Below are 15,063 nucleotides of genomic sequence, written 5' to 3'. Positions count from 1 at the left end.
AATTGACTCGCGAGCCGATGCAGCTTAAAGAGTGCGATCGCCCTTTAAAAAAGATTAGTTATTAAGGTTGCCTTTTCACAATACCAGATATCCCTGCTAAAAATAATGGGACTGTAATCCAACCTAGTAAAGCGATAAATTTAGCATAGGTATCGTAACTTATCAAGCACAATTTTGTGTTGAAACATGCGATTGGTTGAGAAGAGGGAGTCCATTTATCAGTAGATGCAAATGGTATAACTGGAATACTTGTCTTTAAACCCAGCCAAAAGGCATTCATTAATGTCCAATCTTTTCTTGTGGGGTGAACTGAAAGTTGATTTTCTAAGAGTCGTGGTTTTTGTTGAATTGACCGTTCAATCACTTGTGAGCTAGTTAAGTCACTGGCCGTTAGAGTCCAGTCTAATTCTACTGATTGTAAATTAAAGAATAAAAACCATGAAAACATGAGTACGGGTAAAAAGTAAAAGAAAAATAACCGATTGGTTGCTGTACCGTAACGAATCGTAAAGTCCAAAACCCAATCGTATACTTGTTGAACGGAAACTATCCAAAGGATCTTAGTCAGCCGCAACCATCCACGATAACTTTTTAACAATAACCGCCATTTCCGAATTGGCTTTATCTCTAAACTGACTTTCTCTCTTCGATTTCGACGCCGCATTTCCGTGTAAACACGGTTGGCATCAAGCTGTGCGCCCTGATTTCGGAGCCAATTTTCCATAAAAAGATAACTCCCTTCATCAAATGGTTTGGTTGCCTCTAAAAATTGGATATATCTATTTCCATTACTTCCATTACTTTCTGATTCGTCAGGTAACTCCAGTTGTTGAAATTCAAACCCTTCCAAATTAATAAATCCTTTGTCTGGCAGAGAATTGCTAATAATTAATTTAACCACTTTTGTAAATGCAAGATTAAGTTTAGTATGCTTTAATGATGGAGCAAATTTAACAGATAAACAACGAATTGTACATTCTTTAAAATTTGCTTCGCTCTTCTCAATATTTTTTAGATTAACTTGATTTAAGTCGCATACAAAGCTACTAGAAAATTCTGCTCCCTCTAGCTTAAAATTCCCCTGAATTTTTATACCTGTAAAATCAACTGAACTGGAAATTTTTGCTCTAGTGAGATTAACATTCTGTCCAACCTCTGTATAGAATGTTTCGGAGATTCTGCATTTTACACTGCCTGCAATTTCTACTCCTTTCAAGACTATATCTCGAGCAACTTTAGCACCGCTAAAGTTGACACTGCCTAGTATTTTCGCTCCAGCAAGATTAATATTATTCCCAATTTCTGTGCGATGGGTTTCTTTCACTTCAAAGTCTAATTTACTTTTAATTTCAGCTCGTTTTAAATCTAAATCACCAGATACTTTTGCACCACTAAAGTCAACTGAACCAAAAACTTGTACTTCTGTCAAATTCACTCTTCCTTGAATTTCAGTACAATTAGTATTCTCAAACTGACAAAACAAATTTTCCTTAATACTGGCTCCTTTCAGATCTAAATCGCCGGAGATTCTTGCTCCACTAAATCTCATAGAACCTGTAACTTGGACTCCAACACAGTTTACCAAGTCGAGAATTTCAGTCCGAGAATTTTCCCAAGGTTGACAAAATACGTTTCCGTTAATTTCAGCTCGTTCAAGAGACAAACCTTTTGTAATTCGCGCACCACGAAAATCTACAAGTGGTGATATCTTTGCTCCACTAAGAATAGCTTTTCCGCCAATTGTAGTATAATGCCACTGCTGTCGATCGTCTTGCTCTGGTTTACAATCTAAAGCACCTTTAATTTCAGAAATTTGCAGTTCTAAATCACCTGCAATCTTAGCTCCACTAAAGTCTGCTCTCCCCAAGATTTTTGTATCAATCATCCATACATCACCCATCACTTCAGTGCAATAGCCTTTTCTGAGATTACAAAAGAAGTCTCCTTGAATTTCTGCGCTTTGAAGAACTAAATCTTTAGCAACTTTCATTCCACTACAATTTAATTCATATACAATTTTGGCTCCAATCAGCGAAATCTCTGCTTTGCAAATTGTTTGTTGTTCGGGTAAGGAGTGGAGTACTAAATTTCCAATTCGACTGTAGTTGAAGTTCAATTTAACATCAGCCTGTAATGCTCGTGCGTCTAGAATTCCTCGGACATACACACGTTCAAAATTAGTGAGGTTTTGATACTTTTCTTGACGGGCTTTAATCTTTGCTTCTGTCAGTACTAAATTTCGCTCGATTTCTGTATCAGAAAAGTTAACATTTTGCTCAAAAGTAGAGCCTGTCAAGTCAAGCGAGCGTTTGAAGTGAGCTTCACTGAGATCAAAATGCTCTTTAAAAATTATATTACGTAACACGAGTTTGTGTTCGTAACTAACAGAGTTTAATTTAATAAAATCTTCAACTATCCCCCCATCAATTGGCTCAATTGGTTCATTATGAATGATACTTCTTATCAAATCAGTACCGGAGATAATACCACGTTCATTTGCTATCAACTGCTTGCTACTTCCCATATAGTATTTTAGAACTATAAACAGGTTTGAATGAATCTTTTAGTTTCAGTATTCTTATCAACAAAGGCAGAGGGCAGCTTTGCTGGAGGCATTCGAGAATACTGGCTCCGCTCTCTGCGAGTGACCAAAGGGAACAAGGGTTTAAGACCCCGCTACCATTTAGGAGGGGTCTGAATCCCCTTCTAAATGGAACCTTCTGCCCTCTGCCTTCGTACTTCTGCCTTCTTCAACAAATCATTGCTAGCTAGTTTTTTAAAACTACAACACTCTATATACGAACTAAGTTACTTACACAATTTGTTCGGTAGCGATCGCGCAAGGCAAGGCTCGCTATCGCATTACTATAGACGAGACTACTGTAGCTGTCCTCGGTAGCCTACAAGACCCTTGCCTGGGAACTGTGCAGACGCTAAGAACGCATTGGCGTTGTCAAAAAAAGTGATCCTGCCATTTCTATTAGGTCTTGACCGTATGACTACAGTGCCCGTAGCAGGTACACTATCATATGGAATAACATCCTGACGATTCTTGATTTCAAGCACCACGTCTGCATCTTTATACCAAAGGACATCTAGACCGCCAAACTGTATTTGACTTGAATAAGTAGTCATATGCGATTTTTGAAGTAGCAATTATTTATAGATGGCAGTAGAATCAACTTACGCAGTTGTTATCTGAATTAAACTTGCCAGCTATGTTAAGTCTTGTAAAAGTTCCGGTGATAAATCATAAGACCGCACTACTTTTTTAGCAGTACGGTCTGGTTTAGTATAAAGAGTTAATTAAATTTAATTTAATGAGGCTTCACTTGTCATTTAGTTAACCTCTGTTTTGTTTGTCCATAACTAACTACAACATTAAATTCTGCCATTCCGTAATTCTGCTCAAACATTTTTTCCTCACCCAAAGGGTTGTCCGTATTTTTCCCACATCTCCTTGTTAAAGGGACTGCGCCACTTTTGAATCAGTGCTAGTTCTAATTGCTGTCTGGGTCTGGTCTTAATAGGCGCATCCCACCAAAAACTCATGTTAACAGTTGCTGTCATTTTATACCGATAATGCAATTCTAAATATTTCTCGACATAGCGCTTGCAGTCGTGTACTCCCTTCCATCGCTTGTTTGAGCGACACGTTTCGCCAATGTAGAGAACAATCTCAGCCGTGGTGTCGCGCACAAAATACAAACAACTTTCACCAGGGGAATCAGCAGGCATTCTGTAGAAAGACATTGGCACGAGCTTTAAGGTGAACGGATCTATCCTCTCGGGGTCGCAGTGAACTGGGGTCAGGTTGAAGAGGGCAGTTTGCTGGGGTGCCAAACTTTCTCTCACGCGCTGCTGGTACGCCGTTATTTGAGACTTCCACTTCAGTAAAGCATCAGCGTCCATCACCAACTGCTCTTGCTTGAGCGCTGGTGTGGGTGGTGGAGGTGAGAATAAGTCAAGTTGTTGGGGTTCCACAAGCAGTGCTTTGAGTTCAACTTAACGATGATACTTGAAAATGGTGTAGTTGGGATGCGATCGCACTCTTCTATGAGGTGCGTATGAATACATCGCAATGCCAGAGGTGTATTTCAGTTACATAGAATGCGATCGCATCCAGTAATTGGGGAAAGCTAATGAAGAAGAATTGAAAGAATTAACCGTGAGACGAACCAAGCATCCCAAACTATTACTACTGACTGTTGCTATTGCTCTGTCTCCTTGGGCAGCTGTCGCTCAAAACTTATCTAATATAGTTAGCGTTGGAGATGGCGATACCGTGCGTATTTCTGCGAACGGCAAAACGGAAACTATCAGAATGGCGTGCATTGACGCCCCTGAAAGAGCACAAGCTCCTTGGGGTGCAGCTGCAACCCAACGCCTGCGCCAACTTCTTCCTAAAGGTCAAGCGGTACGGGTGCGGGAAATCGAGCGCGATAGCGAAGCTAACGGCTAAAGCCGTATCGCTACGGGCGTTTGGTAGCCGAATTGTTTTTGGGCGATCGCTCTGTCAACTTGCAACTCGTGAAGGAAGGGCAAGCTGTTGTCTACCAACGCTACCTGGATAACTGTGCTGCTACCAAAGACCAATACCTTAAAGCTGAAGCCGAAGCCAAGCGTAAAAAGTTGGGTTTCTGGAATCAGAGTAACCCAACCATGCCTTGGGAGTTTCGGCGAAGTCGCAGGAGGTGAGGCGATTGGTTCTGAGGGAAACTTATCTGCCGGATAGCGATAAGCTTGAGTGTCGCAAACAAGTGCGATAAGCCAACTGCCTGCTTGTTGAACGTATCTGTAGTGCGATCGCTTAGATTTTAGCAAATATGCCATAAAATCATGCTTGTAGATTGCAAACATAATTGCATTCGCTAACTTGCCATTCTGCAATTTTGGCTTCATGGAAAGCAAAAGTTAAGATGATTGAGCACGCGACGCTTATAGGGGAACAATGTCCCTTATTTAGTAAAGGTTGCAATGCCTATGTATAATATCAAAAAACTGTGACTTGCAATTGAAATGAAGCGAAATCGTAGAATGGCAAGTGAAGCGAGATGCTGACAGTACAGATTCTTGGCTATTTACACAAAGATAAAGTCTCTGGAGATACTGACGTTAGTTGTATCTTGTACAACACCAATAAGTTCGTTATTGTTATAGTAAATTGCAGTATCTAGAGCCGAACTACCAGACCAGGATTCTAACTTGAGAGTATATTGACTCGAAGAACCTTTCACTTCAATGTAATCTGATGATGCATCCCAATCCGTGATGGTAGCAAAACCCCAGCCTTGGTAGGAAACTCCCCAGTAACCGCCAAGAACGAACGTATCGGAACCCGCTCCACCTGATAAAGTGTCATACTCAATACCGCTTGTTGCATAACCATCCAGGCGATCGTTCCCGTTGCCACCATACAGGGAGTCGTCACCTGCACCGCCATACAGGGAGTCGTTACCATCTTCACCATACAGGAAGTCGTTACCCAATCCACCATACAAGGAGTCGTTGCCATTATACCCCTTTAAGGTATCGTTCCCTTCATCACCGTAGATGGTATCGTTGCCATTGTTACCCCAGATAAAATCATCACCACCATAACCGGAGGCATACAGGGTATCAGAACCGTAGTAGTTGAAGCTGTCGTCGCCGCTAGTTCCATCGTAGTAGTAAGTCATGTCAAATTTCCTTGTATAAGTTGTGCGATGTGTGTCTGTGTAAGTTCTGATTCTCAGAGGTGAGCCTCTGTGCGAACCTTTACGGACTTATCGGCAGTACTAAGGGGAATTATGCAAGATTTAAAAACATTTACATTTGTTTATAATTATCAGAATGGGACCTTAGTGTTCTTGGTTATGAGGGAAATCAAAATTGCAGAGTAGTTAACTGCGATGCCGACTTAAGCCGTATCGCCACGCAGTCAATTGTAAAGTTTTGTAGTAAACAGGTATACAAACAAAAGTTTGGGAAATGTTTGAAACGATTTGCTGCGATCGCGCTTTGTTGTTGCCAATTTCAAACAAACAGTAGTAGTAATATATGCTGAAACCATCCGATATAGTTTTGTAAAATTTATCCGTGTCTTTCCTCTCAAAGCCCGTATTACTGCTGTAAGTTTAAAGTCACATTTTTGGGGGAGAACACGTTATGCGTTCGCGTAGCGGCTGCTTTGCAGCATCGCCAAACCGACAACAAAGACACCAACAATTAATCGAGCAGTACGTTTTCTCGCGCCGTACCATGCTAGCGCTCCTTGGTTTCATTTGTGCTCCAGGCTTGGAACATTTTATAGTAAGTGACACTCAACCAAGAGAACCCACGCTTCCTGCCAATCCTCAAATCCCAACTTTACCTCAAAAAAATTCATTGGCATCCCAAAAAGAACGCCAACAGCAGCTTGAGATTGCACGCTCTAAATACCAGCTAACACCTCGACTGCCAAACTCTGTTAGGGTATCAACTTTACCGATCGAAGAGGCTTTTGATGGGGGCTATAGCAGTAATCGGGCAAGCATAACCCGGAAAATTACAGAAAATCAACAAGCATTTTTCCAAAATCCCAAACCTTTTCTCGCATTAGAAGACTACACAAATGTTTTTCAAGTTTTACCCGTACCGGATATTGCTAAAACCTTTCGCAAGGATGCGATATTTGCAGGGCAACGGCTGTGGGGTCCCAATCCCATGGAACTTACCAACGTTTTAGCACTCAATTACGATCTTCAAGAAAAACTGGGGATAACAAATGAGATTTTTCAAACCGTTCTAGGTGCTGCTAGAGGAACGGCATACGTTAGCGAAACTCTTGAAAGTGCTACCAAAAATGGTGGTCTGTTTGTAACTGATTATGCAATCCTTGCGACTGATGGCATTACTTCAAAAACAAACCGATATCTCATTGCTCCTATCGCTCTTTATTACGCCGATCGCAACCGTGGTAATTGGCGTTTAATTCCCATTGCCATTCAACTCGGGCAAGTTCCTCAAGAAAGTTTGCTTTGTACTCCCTTGGATGGAGTAGATTGGACTCTAGCCAAGCTCATCGCTCAAATGGCTGATTTTTCCGTTCATGAATTGGTCCGTCATCTGGGTCAAACCCATCTTGCTCTAGAACCCATTGCACTGGCGACTGTACGCGAACTCCCTGCCCTTCATCCAGTGAACGTCCTATTAAAACCCCATTTTGAGTTCACAATGGCCATCAATGCTTTTGGCGATCGGGTGTTGATTAACCCAGGGGGATACGTAGATGTCATTCTGGGAGGTACTTTAGAAAGCTCCCTCAAGCTGACTAACCTTGGTGTCTCGGAGATGTTCGATAACTTCAGCAACTTTGCTCTGCCGAACAATTTACAAAGGCGCGGTGTTGGCGATCGCTCTTTATTAAAAGATTTTCCCTATCGAGATGACGGAGTGCTGGTTTGGGATGCTCTATCCGAGTATGTCAGTCGGTATGTAGGAATTTACTACAGATCTTCTAAAGATATTCGAGAGGATTTCGAGTTACAAAATTGGTTAAAAGCTTTACGGACACCTGTTAGTGATGGAGGTTTTGGTGTCACTTCTTTACCATCCTACCTAAAAGACCGCGACCAGTTAATTGACCTGCTAACACAAATTATTTTTACAGCAGGTCCGCAACACTCAGCCATTGCCTGGACTCAATATCAGTATATGTCTTTTGTCCCTAATATGCCTGGAGCTATTTATCAGCCTGTTCCTATTACCAAGGGAACAATTGAAGATGAGAAGAGTTTAACAAGTTTTCTTCCTGGTATAGAACCAACTTTTGCACAAGTTAACGTCATATCGGGAATTGGTGTCAAACTTGATGTCAAAGCATTTACAGATTTTGGTGTCAATAGTTTTCAAGATCCGCGAGCTATTGCTGTTCTTAAAGGCTTGCAAAATCGTTTGGAGGTTGTAGAAAAACAGATCGAACAACGAAATAAACGCCGAGAGGAATGCTACCCTGGCTTTTTACCTTCTCGTATGGCTAACAGTACCAGTGGTTGAAATGTGTGCTACCAAGCTGATAAGTATAAGCGCGCTACTCAAAACCTATCCAAACTTAAGCATTAATGTGCTTAAGGGTAGGGAAACCGATAGCGCGGGGTTTTTGACGGATATAAGGAGCCTCTAGGACTTGCACGATACCGTATTTTCGCTCTGGAGAAATACTTGTTTGCACGCCAGTCACCTCAACGGGGGGAACCCCCGCACGGCGCTGGCTCCTTAGCTTGCCATGCATCCGACGGTTAGTCGGAACCTTTTTGTTTGAACCGGAAAAGTAAAACTTATTGCGATGAAAACCACCTGTCGTGTTACTTTTTTTGGCTACCTTCGCCCAAGCGCCCGACCTTAGCATATCCTCTGGCTTTCTAAAGTAGGAACTCAAGGACTTGGGTAACTGATATCTTGCACCTGTAAGGGTAACCCGCAGATCTGCGAATAAAGACGTAAAAGTGTAACAAAGAGAAACGAAAGAAGCTTAAGTACTATATTGTAATTAAATTATCTCAAGACGTTAGCCTTATTCCTGATAAATGCTTAGAGAACTATCAACTAAGTTCTTTTAATTAAATGATAATCGTCAAGAGGGGGTAGAGGCGGCTCCTGACGGGAGCCGCCTCTACCCTTATTTTTATGTTTGAAGTTGTATGTGGGGGGAAGTGGTCGCCGTCGGCGACCACTTCCCCTCCCTCAACGATTATCATTCTTTGTCAAATGTTAACCTTTGTTTTGACTCAAAGCGGTTGCATTTGCAATTCTGTACCAAAATATGAGAAAAAGGGCGTTGAAATGCATATAAATCTTGCAAGAACAATGAAAAACATTCTTGCCCACGCCCAAAACTTAGTTTACACCTTACTATCACTAATGCCCTCTGTCTACCAACAGGAAAATCTTGAAGCTATGTTGGGATTGTTCTTAACAGCACAAGGTTATCCTTTACCTGAACATAGTAAAAGTAAGTCGAATAGCGCCTTAAGCCGATTTCTCAATATTTACAATTGGTCAACATTGAATGTAATTCGTACTATCCGTAACCGTGTTATTCAGGAGATTTTGTCTGATTGTCCCAAGGGGCGTCAACCATTTCTACAAGTGATTATTGACTTGACAACTTTGGAGAAATGCGGAAAATTTAAGGGCTTGTCAAATTTAATCCACGTCTACCACGGAAAACGCGGCTTGCATTTGGTTGTCGCGTATCTAGTTGTTGGTCGCTGGCGCGTTCCTTGGAGTTTCCGTGTCTGGAGAGGAAAAGGGACTCCTTCACCCGCACAGTTGGGATTGAAGTTGGTCAAATGTTTGCCTAAACAACTCACCAAGCATTTCCCAGTCATGGTTCTCGTAGATACAGCTTTTGGCAGCATCGAGTTTCTACATGGTGTCCGCAAGCTCAAGTACCACGTGATTGCTGGTATCGCTTGCACCCGTAAATTAACAGATGGACGCTGTGTTTCTCAACTACATAAACGTGGACAACAACTCCACCTTCACGGCTTGAAATTCCCTGTCTCTGTATCTTGGTACTACTTTAAACGTCATGATGGCAAGTATGAAAAACGATTTGTGATCTCTACCAAAGCTCTCAAAGCTAGCACCATTTCTTGGTGGGGTAAACGTCGATGGCAGATTGAGGGTTGGTTTAAAACTGCAAAACACCGCTTTGGGTTGCATCGTTTTGGGCAAGGGACTCTTTTAGGTGTTTATCGTTGGTTGGTATTGTCTCTTATTTCTTATGTTTTAGCCCATTGGGCTTATTTATCCACAGATCTCGCCTCAAATATGCCTGATTGGGGACAAGCCGCTGAAATTGCATTCCAAACTCTCTTTCCACATTTAGTAGTGTTGCTTCTTTTACATCATATTGAGCGCCTGAGAGAACTAGCACTTAGTCAAGGAATTAACATTCAAATCTCCAGGTGCAAGATCTGAGATAGCCGATCGCACTTGCGTATGAGAACGAAGAGTGCGATCGCCTTCAAAAAACTCATACTGTACGCTTTATATAGTGACTTGATAGGAGCGATACGGCGCAAGCTGTTATGCGATCGCGCTCTGGTCTCTCCAGCTACAACCGCTTCAGTAAGAAATCCTCTACTTTTTATCAGCTAAAAAATTAATTTTTTTGACCAAAGAATCGTGCCATTCCCTGCCTTCCTTTGAAGAATAAGGCTTGTATCCGCCGCTTTCCCAGCTGGAGTAAACGGGAATAGGTGTTTGTTCTAGTTCTAAAAGTTTAGCTGCAGCAAATAACTCATCTGCATCTGGTGATGAGTAAGGCGATGTATAGTCATCAGCTTCTTGAGAGTTCCGAACGGCGTATTTTTCTAGAAAATCTAAAATTTCCTTTGACAGTTCTTTCATTTTATTCCCCACCCATGACCATAACTGGTTCAATCCAAATAACCTTTCTCTGCTTCCTACCTTCTCCTAATGGTTTTTGAATTGTTAATTGTTTTATAAATTTTATAATAATTGATACAATTAAATAGGTTCGTGCCTTTCAAGATACGCTTTAATTTTCTGCTTGAGTTCGGACTCCAGCACCTCCATTTCTCCATCAATGTCGGCATACAAACCGTGTTGATTGAGTATAGCGATCGCAGCTTGCACGGCTGCATTTACAACTGCATCCCGTTCTCCTTCTAGCAAGGTGAGGTCAGCCTGCCGTTCCTTGTCATCACCCCATTCTTCTAAAAGCTTTAAGGCACGAGATTGGGCAGATTCAGGCTCGGGTATATCCGGCATGACTGCAATTGTTAAATAACCACCTTTACTGGCAAACTGCCAGCGGCTGTTATAATTATTAAAATTCTTTCTTGCGCCGCGTTCTGTTTTCCATCGCTTGCACCAAGTTAAATTTTTATCAGTCCAAGCATACTCCGTATTATTCTCGAAAGTATACAGCCAACCTAAAGGCTCTCCCTGACTGTCATAGCAGCGGTATCCGTAATACATTGTTAACCTCCACCCATAACTATAACTGGTTCAATCCAAATCACCTTCCTCTCCTTCCTACCTTCGCCATGAGGTTGATTGCGTACAAAACCTTTACGCAAATGCGGGCTTTTGGTGCCACCTTTACTACTATCACCTTCTTGAGTTCTTTCTCGTTTGATTCGATAAGTCCGTCCAACCCAAAGAGGTTCGTAGAAGTCTTTGGCTGCATCTTTCCCAAAACCTTTATTAACTGTAATTTTTTGCTGTTGTTCTTCTGAATCAACCAGTTCGGGACGGCATTCCATCACCAAAATCAATCGCAAGAAAATCGATTGTAAATATTCATTAAAATCTTTGACTAATTGCGGATCTATATCTTGAACGTCAGCATAGGTAAACTTTCCTGAATTGTCGCTCACTAAAAAGCGACGGCAGAAAAAACTCGCTCCATCAGTTGCCGTCCAGTAAAGAAATTTTTCAGATGGATCGTAATGCCAAAAAATGGCATTAATACTCCGCTTTTCTGGAGAAAGGATTACACCTTTGGGCAACATAAAAAATCCTGTTTTGATTGCCCAATTCAAGTTATCAATTTCAACAGATATTTCTGATTGCATGAGTGCGCTCAGCAGTTCATTGCTCGCCCAATATGCCGGACACTGTGCTTCTCCTACTTTGTAAAGAGTGTAAGCAGTAATATTGATGGTTTCTTTGGGGTTAGATATTAATTTTTGGCGCAGTTTTTGTTCGCTAATTGAAAAGAAAATTTCAGCCACATAACCGCACATTTTCTCATAACTTTCGTAACCTTCCACGTACCTGACGGGACGGCGCACGATTTGTTTGTACCAACCTGATGGTTTCTTAGCCATGCTTTTTTATAAAAGGTTCTTAAATTGTTAATTGCTCTGTATAATTTTAAGTGATCGTTATGCAATTAAATGGGTTCGTGCCTTTCAAGATAAGCTTTGATTTTCTGCTTAAGTTCGGACTCCAGAACGTCCATCTCACCGTCAATATCGCTATACCAACCGAGAGAATTCAATGTGGCGATCGCACTCCGTACAGATTCATTTACAGCTGCATCCCTTTTACCTTGTGGTGATGCTAGGTAAGCCTGCCGTTCTGCCTCCCTTTGTCGCTGTTTGTCCTCAGCTTTTTGTATAATGCTTTGCGCTTCTTCCACGGAACAAAGTCTGGGAGGACTTAACCTCTCATCCCCTACCTCTTTGCCTTTGGGGGTATACCGCTTGCCATTTTTTAGGGTTACGTAACCTGTCGGTGATACTTTGGCTACTTCTTCAATCGCAGCTTTACTTCCCCTTCGGTCGTTATAATAAAAAACGCCAATTTTTTGACCGGGTTTTAATTCAAGCGTGTTCATTTATAACTGGTGTACCAAGGTTTATCAAGTGTTGGTTCAATTTTAGAGTAATCTGTCTCGTATTTTTCAAGAGCTTCCACAAGGTTCATAACTTCTGGTGTCGCATCTGAAATGCCTTCACTCAATAGCAGACGTTTGGCTTGATCTGCTATCGCTAAAAGCTTGTTATTCTGTTGCTCTAAATATTGTTCTCTAGTCATGTTGTCTTACCTTAGAAATTTGTTGAACCTTGATTGTTATAGTTCCTACAATGGTTGCTGGTTGAACAATAATGGTAGTTTTCTTAATTTCGATAACTTCTGCCCAACTCCCAGACAAATATTTGGGAACTCCGCGATAACCATCCCATTTTAACAAAACGGAGTCACCAACTTTAATATCGGAAATCTTCTCAGGGATAAATTCATTCATTCTACGAACTTAAAGATAATTGAACTTGTTCTATTTCCTGTAGCGTCTTTCCTACAGGATTGTAATCTGTAGGCAGATTGAAAAAATCCGAAGCCCAATAGCTCTGTTTCGTCTCTTGCTCGTATTTAGCAACTTCGTTGTAAGAGCCAATACAAACCTTCTCTTCCGTAAAATAAAGGCGCTTGTTCATAAATTAATTTTCAATTTTGCAATTGCATTAGGGGGTAATCCTTCTTTTAGCAAACTGAAATCTTCTAGGTAATTACCAGTGAAAATGCTTAGATCGTAATTTCTAGGGCGAGCTTTAATAAAGGATTTAACCCAGCTATTGTTTAATGGTATTCCAAAGTAAAGGAGACCTGTTTCCCTCCACGTTGGGTCTATAGCGCATCCATCGCTATCCATCAGCCAAGCATGATTGATGGGAAAGCTGACATCTAGAGCGATCGCATACCCTTCTACATAAGTTAAGTTCTTGTATTCCCTTTTGCGAATTAATTGGTGACAGTTGTAATAGCAGCGAGAAGGAGCACCCTTGATATCTTCAGGAGCAATTCCTGGTTCCATAAAAATCCCATATTTCAAGTAAAGCTCCTCATAGCAAGAGAATTTCCAGCCTGGTTCCTTCTTCTGGCTCCTCATTAAGGAAATACCCTTGAGAAAATCTTTAAGCTGTTCTTGTAATTGCATTCTTTAAATACCGTTGGATTAACTAGCGACTTCTTCATGAGTCGCAAAGATCGCATTACCTCTAATTGACTGCCCAGCTAGTGTAGACGCTTTCCCGTTAACTGGTAGATTCTTTTCTACTGCATCTTCATTGACCATAAGCAGCCCTCCTTCAATATCAATTTGCTCGAAATAACCACCAATGAATTCTTGAATCTGCTCCAAGCTTTCAAGGTTAATTTCTTTTTCCGTTCCCGATATATCAATAAATTTAGCCATATGTAAAACTCCTAAAGATCATTCTTATAATTATACTATTTTAAATACTTATCTCTAAGTTTTTCAGCTAATTGGAAATCTTTTTTATAAATAAGTTCAATTAAATTACCAGCACGCAAGAACCAGTACTTGGCAATAACGTCCATTTCATGATTTGTGGAGTCTAAAGTTCTCATTTCTTCGTCAGTTAGCTCATCATAATTCAAGTTAACCGCACCAGTCGCTTCTCTATAATTATTCATACACAGTTCGAGTTCGCTCTCAATCATCTGCTCGAAGTGAGTTGCGATCGCTCGTTGTTGTAAACTCATCTTGTCTTTGTTTTTAAAGATTTCCATTTGTCTTCTCTATTTTTTCTACACTTTCAAATTTATATCCCAAAAAGTTTTCATCATCTAAAACAGCGTCAATCGCGCTATCTCGGTTTGAAGCACAAACAAAAACTTCTTTATAAATTCTTAAATTACTCCCAAAGGTCCCTACTTCTTCATCAAATTGAATTGTTGAGACCACTACTTTAAAATTTTCTTTATTGTTCATAATTCTCCTTCAAATACTTCTTCTACAGATAATAAAGCATATATATATTTTGGGTTCAATCCTCGCATACTAAAGTTATTAGATTTTTCAACTTTAATTTTATCAAGTTTTTTTGCTTTATACAATTTGCTTTAAAATGTACTGACAATATGAGGAGCTAAGCCTGTTTCTTCTATAATTTCACGGAGATGAGCTTTTCCTCCTAATTTCTAAAAGGTGTTCAGCACCTTCTGCCGATCCAGATGTTTGTTTTATGGATTTTAGCACTTCATCAAATGTATCTATATAAAACCTTTTCTCGAATTGTTTGCTACAATATTCAATTGAGAATTAGTTCATCTTCATTAAGATATCTAATGCTAAATTGAGAAATTGTAGCTTTTCTAAAAGTTCCATTTATAAATAAAATTTTTCTTCAGAATCATATCCTTCTGCAAAAGTCTTGTATATTTTAAACCGTAAGATTAGGGGAATATCTCCCCAATTTTTGACTCCTGCAACAGCTATCAAATCTTCTCGGTCATCCTTGTTGGGAACTGAGTGCTTGCGATGATTGGCTCTAGCTTCAGCACCAAAGAGAAAAGCTTGGTTTAAAAGATCTGACTTGTTCATATATTTCACATAAATTCAACTAGGGAACACGTTTCCAAAAAATAACATAAGCTGCCGTGCAAGTTAAACAGGCAACAGGCTAGATCCTATCGCGATGGCAAAAACTTTCATATCCTGCCCATCATTGCCCGAACTCCACTACGTTCCGTTCCGGCAGTCCATTGACTGGCTTCGTTGGGTGGACCATAACATATCTTGCCTTCTCAATGGATACA

At 40.7% G+C, this 15,063-nt stretch carries 21 protein-coding genes and 1 pseudogene; 5 read left to right on the top strand and 17 right to left on the bottom strand.

Annotated features, from left to right (window positions below; translation table 11 throughout):
- Nucleotides 1-61 precede the first annotated feature (61 nt).
- The 3 genes from AB0756_RS39015 to AB0756_RS39005 form a co-directional block, all read right to left on the bottom strand.
- Nucleotides 62-2,524 (bottom strand): pentapeptide repeat-containing protein, encoded by a 2,463-nt coding sequence (locus AB0756_RS39015; RefSeq protein ID WP_038072033.1) that lies wholly within the window; start codon nt 2,522-2,524, stop codon nt 62-64.
- Nucleotides 2,525-2,877: 353 nt separating this feature from the next.
- A complete protein-coding gene (locus AB0756_RS39010; RefSeq protein ID WP_038072031.1) occupies nt 2,878-3,135 on the bottom strand; it encodes a hypothetical protein in 258 nt (85 codons plus the stop codon).
- A gap of 288 nt (nt 3,136-3,423) precedes the next feature.
- The gene (locus AB0756_RS39005; protein ID WP_408037373.1) at nt 3,424-3,984 is read right to left on the bottom strand and encodes a GIY-YIG nuclease family protein; all 561 of its coding nucleotides are present in this window, start codon (nt 3,982-3,984) and stop codon (nt 3,424-3,426) included.
- 184 nt (nt 3,985-4,168) lie between these two features.
- On the opposite strand from AB0756_RS39005, the gene AB0756_RS39000 reads away from it, so the two are divergent.
- Together AB0756_RS39000 and AB0756_RS38995 are read left to right on the top strand one after the other, a co-directional pair.
- Entirely contained in the window at nt 4,169-4,462 is a 294-nt protein-coding gene (locus AB0756_RS39000; RefSeq protein ID WP_408037371.1) for a thermonuclease family protein, read from the top strand.
- 68 nt (nt 4,463-4,530) lie between these two features.
- Nucleotides 4,531-4,698 (top strand): thermonuclease family protein, encoded by a 168-nt coding sequence (locus AB0756_RS38995; protein WP_408037383.1) that lies wholly within the window; start codon nt 4,531-4,533, stop codon nt 4,696-4,698.
- Between the two features lie 383 nt (nt 4,699-5,081).
- Here the strand turns inward: AB0756_RS38995 and AB0756_RS38990 are convergent, their stop codons facing one another.
- Entirely contained in the window at nt 5,082-5,678 is a 597-nt protein-coding gene (locus AB0756_RS38990; protein ID WP_038072027.1) for a calcium-binding protein, read from the bottom strand.
- Nucleotides 5,679-6,147: 469 nt separating this feature from the next.
- Between AB0756_RS38990 and AB0756_RS38985 the strand changes: the two genes are divergently transcribed.
- Nucleotides 6,148-8,016, top strand: a complete 1,869-nt coding sequence (locus AB0756_RS38985; protein WP_408104050.1) for a lipoxygenase family protein — start codon at nt 6,148-6,150, stop codon at nt 8,014-8,016.
- Between the two features lie 55 nt (nt 8,017-8,071).
- Here the strand turns inward: AB0756_RS38985 and AB0756_RS38980 are convergent, their stop codons facing one another.
- Entirely contained in the window at nt 8,072-8,368 is a 297-nt protein-coding gene (locus tag AB0756_RS38980) for a hypothetical protein (RefSeq protein ID WP_038072025.1), read from the bottom strand.
- A 434-nt stretch (nt 8,369-8,802) separates the two neighbouring features.
- Between AB0756_RS38980 and AB0756_RS38975 the strand changes: the two are divergent.
- Nucleotides 8,803-9,891, top strand: a pseudogene (locus tag AB0756_RS38975) (transposase); the annotation flags it as partial.
- A gap of 75 nt (nt 9,892-9,966) precedes the next feature.
- Nucleotides 9,967-10,125, top strand: a complete 159-nt coding sequence (locus AB0756_RS38970) for a hypothetical protein (protein ID WP_408104049.1) — start codon at nt 9,967-9,969, stop codon at nt 10,123-10,125.
- Here the strand turns inward: AB0756_RS38970 and AB0756_RS38965 are convergent.
- From AB0756_RS38965 to AB0756_RS38910, 12 genes are all read right to left on the bottom strand, one after another.
- Nucleotides 10,108-10,377: a hypothetical protein gene (locus AB0756_RS38965; RefSeq protein ID WP_038072024.1), complete on the bottom strand. Its 270-nt coding sequence runs from the start codon at nt 10,375-10,377 to the stop codon at nt 10,108-10,110. The two genes, AB0756_RS38970 and AB0756_RS38965, sit on opposite strands and share 18 nt — an antisense overlap.
- Before the next feature lie 120 nt (nt 10,378-10,497).
- Nucleotides 10,498-10,971 carry a hypothetical protein gene (locus AB0756_RS38960; RefSeq protein ID WP_050046032.1) on the bottom strand — a complete coding sequence of 158 codons (474 nt, stop codon included), beginning with the start codon at nt 10,969-10,971 and terminating at the stop codon, nt 10,498-10,500.
- A gap of 2 nt (nt 10,972-10,973) precedes the next feature.
- Complete coding sequence (locus tag AB0756_RS38955; RefSeq protein ID WP_038072023.1) at nt 10,974-11,825, bottom strand: hypothetical protein; 852 nt, start codon at nt 11,823-11,825, stop codon at nt 10,974-10,976.
- A gap of 65 nt (nt 11,826-11,890) precedes the next feature.
- Nucleotides 11,891-12,337: a hypothetical protein gene (locus AB0756_RS38950; protein WP_038072022.1), complete on the bottom strand. Its 447-nt coding sequence runs from the start codon at nt 12,335-12,337 to the stop codon at nt 11,891-11,893.
- Nucleotides 12,334-12,537: a hypothetical protein gene (locus AB0756_RS38945; RefSeq protein ID WP_038072021.1), complete on the bottom strand. Its 204-nt coding sequence runs from the start codon at nt 12,535-12,537 to the stop codon at nt 12,334-12,336. Before AB0756_RS38945 ends, AB0756_RS38950 begins: the two co-directional genes overlap by 4 nt.
- Nucleotides 12,530-12,748 carry a hypothetical protein gene (locus AB0756_RS38940; RefSeq protein ID WP_038072020.1) on the bottom strand — a complete coding sequence of 73 codons (219 nt, stop codon included), beginning with the start codon at nt 12,746-12,748 and terminating at the stop codon, nt 12,530-12,532. Before AB0756_RS38940 ends, AB0756_RS38945 begins: the two co-directional genes overlap by 8 nt.
- A 1-nt stretch (nt 12,749) precedes the next feature.
- Nucleotides 12,750-12,938 carry a hypothetical protein gene (locus AB0756_RS38935; RefSeq protein ID WP_038072019.1) on the bottom strand — a complete coding sequence of 63 codons (189 nt, stop codon included), beginning with the start codon at nt 12,936-12,938 and terminating at the stop codon, nt 12,750-12,752.
- Nucleotides 12,935-13,438, bottom strand: a complete 504-nt coding sequence (locus AB0756_RS38930; RefSeq protein WP_408037010.1) for a hypothetical protein — start codon at nt 13,436-13,438, stop codon at nt 12,935-12,937. Before AB0756_RS38930 ends, AB0756_RS38935 begins: the two co-directional genes overlap by 4 nt.
- Before the next feature lie 18 nt (nt 13,439-13,456).
- Nucleotides 13,457-13,696 carry a DUF3846 domain-containing protein gene (locus AB0756_RS38925; protein ID WP_038072018.1) on the bottom strand — a complete coding sequence of 80 codons (240 nt, stop codon included), beginning with the start codon at nt 13,694-13,696 and terminating at the stop codon, nt 13,457-13,459.
- Between the two features lie 35 nt (nt 13,697-13,731).
- A complete protein-coding gene (locus AB0756_RS38920) occupies nt 13,732-14,034 on the bottom strand; it encodes a hypothetical protein (protein WP_038072017.1) in 303 nt (100 codons plus the stop codon).
- Nucleotides 14,021-14,236 carry a hypothetical protein gene (locus AB0756_RS38915; protein ID WP_038072016.1) on the bottom strand — a complete coding sequence of 72 codons (216 nt, stop codon included), beginning with the start codon at nt 14,234-14,236 and terminating at the stop codon, nt 14,021-14,023. Before AB0756_RS38915 ends, AB0756_RS38920 begins: the two co-directional genes overlap by 14 nt.
- A 396-nt stretch (nt 14,237-14,632) precedes the next feature.
- Entirely contained in the window at nt 14,633-14,848 is a 216-nt protein-coding gene (locus tag AB0756_RS38910; protein WP_038072015.1) for a hypothetical protein, read from the bottom strand.
- Between the last annotated feature and the right edge of the window lie 215 nt (nt 14,849-15,063).

The organism is Tolypothrix campylonemoides VB511288_2 (genome assembly GCF_045999855.1).
GTDB classification, from domain to species: domain Bacteria; phylum Cyanobacteriota; class Cyanobacteriia; order Cyanobacteriales; family Nostocaceae; genus Scytonema; species Scytonema bouteillei_A.
This window is presented reverse-complemented; position numbering and strand designations above follow the sequence as displayed.

Excerpts from the sequence above, each read along its gene's own strand:
- AB0756_RS39015 (WP_038072033.1), bottom strand. The coding sequence starts at position 2,524 with ATGGGAAGTAGCAAGCAGTTGATAGCAAATGAACGTGGTATTATCTCC.
- AB0756_RS39010 (WP_038072031.1), bottom strand. The coding sequence starts at position 3,135 with ATGACTACTTATTCAAGTCAAATACAGTTTGGCGGTCTAGATGTCCTT.
- AB0756_RS38990 (WP_038072027.1), bottom strand. The coding sequence starts at position 5,678 with ATGACTTACTACTACGATGGAACTAGCGGCGACGACAGCTTCAACTAC.
- AB0756_RS38985 (WP_408104050.1), top strand. The coding sequence starts at position 6,148 with ATGCGTTCGCGTAGCGGCTGCTTTGCAGCATCGCCAAACCGACAACAA.
- AB0756_RS38980 (WP_038072025.1), bottom strand. The coding sequence starts at position 8,368 with ATGCTAAGGTCGGGCGCTTGGGCGAAGGTAGCCAAAAAAAGTAACACG.
- AB0756_RS38970 (WP_408104049.1), top strand. The coding sequence starts at position 9,967 with ATGAGAACGAAGAGTGCGATCGCCTTCAAAAAACTCATACTGTACGCT.
- AB0756_RS38965 (WP_038072024.1), bottom strand. The coding sequence starts at position 10,377 with ATGAAAGAACTGTCAAAGGAAATTTTAGATTTTCTAGAAAAATACGCC.
- AB0756_RS38960 (WP_050046032.1), bottom strand. The coding sequence starts at position 10,971 with ATGTATTACGGATACCGCTGCTATGACAGTCAGGGAGAGCCTTTAGGT.
- AB0756_RS38955 (WP_038072023.1), bottom strand. The coding sequence starts at position 11,825 with ATGGCTAAGAAACCATCAGGTTGGTACAAACAAATCGTGCGCCGTCCC.
- AB0756_RS38950 (WP_038072022.1), bottom strand. The coding sequence starts at position 12,337 with ATGAACACGCTTGAATTAAAACCCGGTCAAAAAATTGGCGTTTTTTAT.
- AB0756_RS38945 (WP_038072021.1), bottom strand. The coding sequence starts at position 12,537 with ATGACTAGAGAACAATATTTAGAGCAACAGAATAACAAGCTTTTAGCG.
- AB0756_RS38940 (WP_038072020.1), bottom strand. The coding sequence starts at position 12,748 with ATGAATGAATTTATCCCTGAGAAGATTTCCGATATTAAAGTTGGTGAC.
- AB0756_RS38935 (WP_038072019.1), bottom strand. The coding sequence starts at position 12,938 with ATGAACAAGCGCCTTTATTTTACGGAAGAGAAGGTTTGTATTGGCTCT.
- AB0756_RS38930 (WP_408037010.1), bottom strand. The coding sequence starts at position 13,438 with ATGCAATTACAAGAACAGCTTAAAGATTTTCTCAAGGGTATTTCCTTA.
- AB0756_RS38925 (WP_038072018.1), bottom strand. The coding sequence starts at position 13,696 with ATGGCTAAATTTATTGATATATCGGGAACGGAAAAAGAAATTAACCTT.
- AB0756_RS38920 (WP_038072017.1), bottom strand. The coding sequence starts at position 14,034 with ATGGAAATCTTTAAAAACAAAGACAAGATGAGTTTACAACAACGAGCG.
- AB0756_RS38915 (WP_038072016.1), bottom strand. The coding sequence starts at position 14,236 with ATGAACAATAAAGAAAATTTTAAAGTAGTGGTCTCAACAATTCAATTT.
- AB0756_RS38910 (WP_038072015.1), bottom strand. The coding sequence starts at position 14,848 with ATGAACAAGTCAGATCTTTTAAACCAAGCTTTTCTCTTTGGTGCTGAA.